Source organism: Streptomyces sp. BE303 (assembly GCF_036290945.1).
Classification (GTDB): domain Bacteria; phylum Actinomycetota; class Actinomycetes; order Streptomycetales; family Streptomycetaceae; genus Kitasatospora.
The window spans coordinates 1-4,379 of the sequence record NZ_JAQYWZ010000918.1 but is presented as its reverse complement, the minus strand read 5'-3'; the positions used below and the strand labels follow the sequence as shown (position 1 = coordinate 4,379).

At 73.4% G+C, this 4,379-nt stretch carries 3 protein-coding genes; 1 reads left to right on the top strand and 2 read right to left on the bottom strand.

The annotated features are described in order from the left end of the window. Positions 1–66: 66 nt before the first annotated feature. Entirely contained in the window at positions 67–2,097 is a 2,031-nt protein-coding gene (locus PUR56_RS37305; protein WP_329952223.1) for a beta-galactosidase, read from the bottom strand. 417 nt (positions 2,098–2,514) lie between these two features. On the opposite strand from PUR56_RS37305, the gene PUR56_RS37300 reads away from it, so the two are divergent. Beyond that, complete coding sequence (locus PUR56_RS37300) at positions 2,515–3,408, top strand: LysR family transcriptional regulator (RefSeq protein ID WP_329875581.1); 894 nt, start codon at positions 2,515–2,517, stop codon at positions 3,406–3,408. Between the two features lie 67 nt (positions 3,409–3,475). Here PUR56_RS37300 and PUR56_RS37295 read toward each other — a convergent pair. Next, on the bottom strand, positions 3,476–4,379 hold a 904-nt coding region (locus PUR56_RS37295; protein WP_329952222.1), incomplete at its 5' end, for an aldehyde dehydrogenase family protein.

Here is a 4,379-nt window from a genome sequence, read left to right as displayed (position 1 = left end):
GTCCCCCGGGGGGGCGGGCCGCCCGGGCCGGGGGGGGCCCCGCCCCGGGGCCCGCCCACCACTGCGTCAGCCGGCGTCCGGGGAGCCGGACTCCCGGACGACGGCGACGTCGCCCGCCCCGACGGTCAGACGGCCCGTGACCGTCGTGTTCGAGAGGAGCTCGACCCCGCGACACGCGACCTCGACCGTGTCGTCGGTGTGGTTGAGGACGAACAGCCAGCTGCGCCCGTCCTCCGCCGTGCGGCGGACGACCTCCACCCCGTCGCCGGCGCCCGGCGCCGTACCGCCCACGCCCGCCTCGTCCAGCGCGCCCGCGATCAGCGCCCGCAGCGAGGAGTCCTCGAAGCGGGTGGCGGCGTAGCGCGCGAGGCCGGCGCCCGCGCGGTGGCGCAGCAGGGCCGGCCCGCCCGCCGCGGGGCCGTCGGCGAACCGGGCGTCGACGACGGTGCCGTCCGTGCCGTCCGTGCCGTCCGTGCCGGCCGGGTGGACGGCCTCCGCCCAGACCCGCCCGGTCAGCCCGTTGTCGAGGGTCAGGGTGGCGCCCTCCCGCAACGGCAGGAACTCGTCGACGGTCAGCCCGAGCAGGTCCCGCAGGGCGCCCGGGTGGGGGCCGGGGTGGAGGCGGTCGTCGCGGTCGACCAGTCCGGAGAACGGACCGACCAGCAGGTGGCCGCCTCCGTGCACGTACGCGGTGAGCGCCCGGACCGTCCCGGGGGTGGCCAGGTAGTGGCTGGGGAGCAGCACCAGCCGGTACCGGGACAGCACGTCGGCGGACACGTCGGCGGGGATCACGTCGCACACCACGCCCTGCTGCCAGACCGCGCGGTGCCACGCCTCGGCCTCCGCGGCGTACCCCAGGTCGACGCTCGGCCGGCCGCCGAGCTCCAGGGCCCAGTAGTTCTCGTAGTCCCACAGCAGCGCGACCTCGCCCGTCACCGTGGAGCCCGCGACCTCGCCGATCCTGCGGAGCACCGAGCCCAGCTGAACGACCTCCTGCCAGACCCGGGTGGACTCACCGCCCTGCGGGACCATCGCGGAGTGCCACTTCTCCACGCCGGAGTCGGACTGGCGCCACTGGAAGAAGCAGGCCCCGTCCGAACCGCGGGCGATGTGCGCGAGGCTGTTGCGCAGCATCTCGCCGGGGCGCTTCGCGGTGTTCCGCGGCTGCCACTGGACGGCCGAGGTCGAGTGTTCCATCAGCAACCAGGGCCGGCCCCCGGCGATCCCCCGGGAGAGGTCGGCGCTGAACGCGAGCCCGGTGTGGGCCTCGGGGTCGGCGGCGACCAGGTAGTGGTCGTTGGTGACGAGGTCGACCGCCGGCCCCCAGGCGCAGTAGTCGGCCCACTTGTATGTCCCGGCCATGAAGTTGGTGGTCACCGGCCGTCCCGGTGAGTGGCGGTGGAGGATGTCGCGCTCCGTCCGGTAGCAGGCCAGCAGCTCGTCGGAGGCGAAGCGGTAGTAGTCCAGTTGCTGGGCGGGGTTGGTGCGGCCCGGCGTGGCGCCGGGAATCCGGACCTGCGACCAGGCGCTGTAGCGTTGACTCCAGAAGGCCGTTCCCCAGGCCCGGTTGAGGCCGTCGAGGTCGCCGTGGCGGGCGCGCAGCCAGCTGCGGAACGCCTCGGCGCTGGTGGGGCAGTGGCAGTGCGCGTTGTAGCCGCCGATTTCGTTGCCGACGTGCCACATCACCACGGCGGGGTGCTCGCCGTAGCGGCGGGCGAGCCGGTCGGCGACGACGCCGGCGCGTCGCCGGTAGTCCGGCGAGGACGGGCAGAACCCCTGGCGCGAGCCGTGGCCCAGGCGCCGGTCGAGGTGGTCGACGAACAGGGCGTCGGGGTACTCCTCGGAGAACCACGGCGGGGGCGAGGCCGAGGGGGTGGCGAGGTCGACTGCCACACCGCCCTCGTGCAGCAGGGCGATCACCTCGTCCATTCCGGAGAAGTCGAAGCGGTCCTGGTCGGGCTCGATCCACGACCACGAGAAGATGCCGAGCGACACGAGGTTCACGCCGGCCCGCTGCATCAGCCGGACGTCCTCACGCCACACGTCCCGGTCCCACTGGTCCGGGTTGTAGTCACCGCCGAACGCGAGTCGGGGCACCGAGCCCCAGGGTGCGCCGCGCGGCACGGCCGCGGGCCCGGTGGCCGGGTTCGGTGTCGATGAGGGGGAAAGCTGCGGCACTCGTGACTCCCAGGAGAAGGCGTGCGGAACGGGGGTGGGCCGGCGGGGCGGGCGGTGCCGCCGTCGCCGGACCCCTACAGTCAACACACCAATGTGACCGGTATCAACGATCTGAGCGGACATCGTGGCTGTTGCAACCGATGTTGGCAGAACCATTGACAGTAAAATTGATACCGGTAACATCCCACTGACCAAACTCCGTCACGGGCGGCCGGTCAGGCCTTGCGTCGACGCCGGAGCCCGCGTTCCATGGGCGGACGCGGATTCCCCTTCCGGTCCACTCCACCCCGGGCCGGTGCCCGGGGCCGAGGACCGCGTGCAACGGAGGTACGGCGCATGGTGACCCTGATCCAGCTGGAAGTACTCACGAAGGTGATCGAGTCCGGGGGCTTCTCCGGGGCGGCGAAGTCGCTGTTCACCAGCCAGCCGGCCGTGTCGAACCACATCCGCAACCTGGAGCGGTCCCTCGGCGCCCAGCTCGTCCACCGCACCAGCCAGGGCGCCCGCCCCACGCCGGCCGGGGAGATCGTGGTCGAGCACGCCCGGCGGATCTTCGGGATCCTGGACGAACTGGAACTCGCCGTCGCCGAGCGCCGGGGCCTGGGCGCCGGCCGGCTGGTGCTGGCGGGGACGACGACCCTGGGCACCTACCTCCTGCCGCTGCTGCTCTCCGAGTTCGCCCTGCGGGCCCCGAAGGTCTCCTGTCAGATCAGGGTGGGGAACGAGGAGACGGTCGAGTCGTGGCTGCTGCGGGGAGAGGTCGCGCTGGGGCTGTGCGCCGGCACGCCGCGGGACGAACAGCTCGTCGCCCAGGGCATGTTCGAGGAGGCCATGGTGCTGGTGGCGGAGCCGGGTTCACCCCTCATCGGCCGGGCGCTGACCCCCGCCGACCTGGCCGACCAGCGGTTCCTGATGCGCGAGGCGGGCTCCGCCACCCGTCGGCTCCAGGAGTCCGCGTTGCGGACGTGGGGGCTGGAGCGCGCCGAGCAGTGGGACATGTGGGGGACGGACACCCTGAAGCAGGCCGTCTCCCGGGGGCTAGGCCTGGCGGTCGTCTCCGAGCACGTCATCCGCCAGGAGACGGAGGCGGGGATGCTCGCGGCGCTGACCGTCGTGCCGGCCCCGCCCGTCCGGACGGTGTCCCTGGTACGGCGGGCCGACCGGGCGCTCACGCCGCCGGAGGAGGCGTTCGTGGCGCTGGTCGGAGCCGTCTCCGAGTGGCCCGGGTGACGGGCGGGACAGGTCGGGGCGGGCGGGGCCGGAGGGGTCGGCGGGGTGGTCGGGGCCGGGCGGGGCGTCAGTACCGGATGCAGGCGGAGCGCAGGTCGGTGTAGAAGTCCCACACGTCCGGGGAGCACTCCGGGGCGCCGAGCTGCGAGGCCTTCGCCCCCATGTGCGGCAGGTGGGAGTACGCGCCGACACCAGGGCGGTTGACGTGCAGCATGCCCGCCTGGAAGTCCTGGAGGGCCTGGAACATCAGGGACGGGTTCTGGGTGAAGACGGTGCCGGACATCCCGTACTTCACCGAGTTGGAGATGCGCATGGCGTCCTCGTAGCCGTCGCACTCGATGACGGACAGGACGGGGCCGAAGACCTCCTCCTGGGCGATCTCGCTGTCCCAGGCCACGTCGGTCAGCACGGTGGGCTCCATGAAGTAGCCGGGGGTGTCCAGGGCCGCTTCCTTGCCGCCGCAGGCCAGCGTGGCGCCGGCCTCGACGGCGGTGCGCACCGCGGTCAGACAGGCCTGCAGGCGCTCCTCGTTGACCACCGGCCCGATGTCCGCCCAGTCCTGGTCACCGCGCCCGATCCGCATGGCGGACACGCGCGGGACGAGGCGTTCCAGCAGCGCGTCGCGGACCGACCCGTCCACGATGACGCGGCTGGTGGCGCTGCACCGCTGGCCGCTCTGGCCGAACGCGCCGTGGATGACGGCGTCCGCGGCCGCGTCGAGGTCGGCGTCGGCGAGCACGATGAGCGCGTTCTTGCCGCCCAGTTCGAGCTGGGCGCGCATCAGCCGGCCCGCGCCGGCCCGGTTGATGGCCTGTCCGACCGGCAGGGAACCGGTGAAGGAGATGCCGGCGACGCGCGGGTCGGAGACCAGGGCCTCGCCGGGGTCGCGGTCGCCCTGGACGAGGTTGAGGACGCCGGCGGGCAGCCCGGCGTCGACGAACGCCTGCACCAGCAGCGCCGAGGTCCAGGGG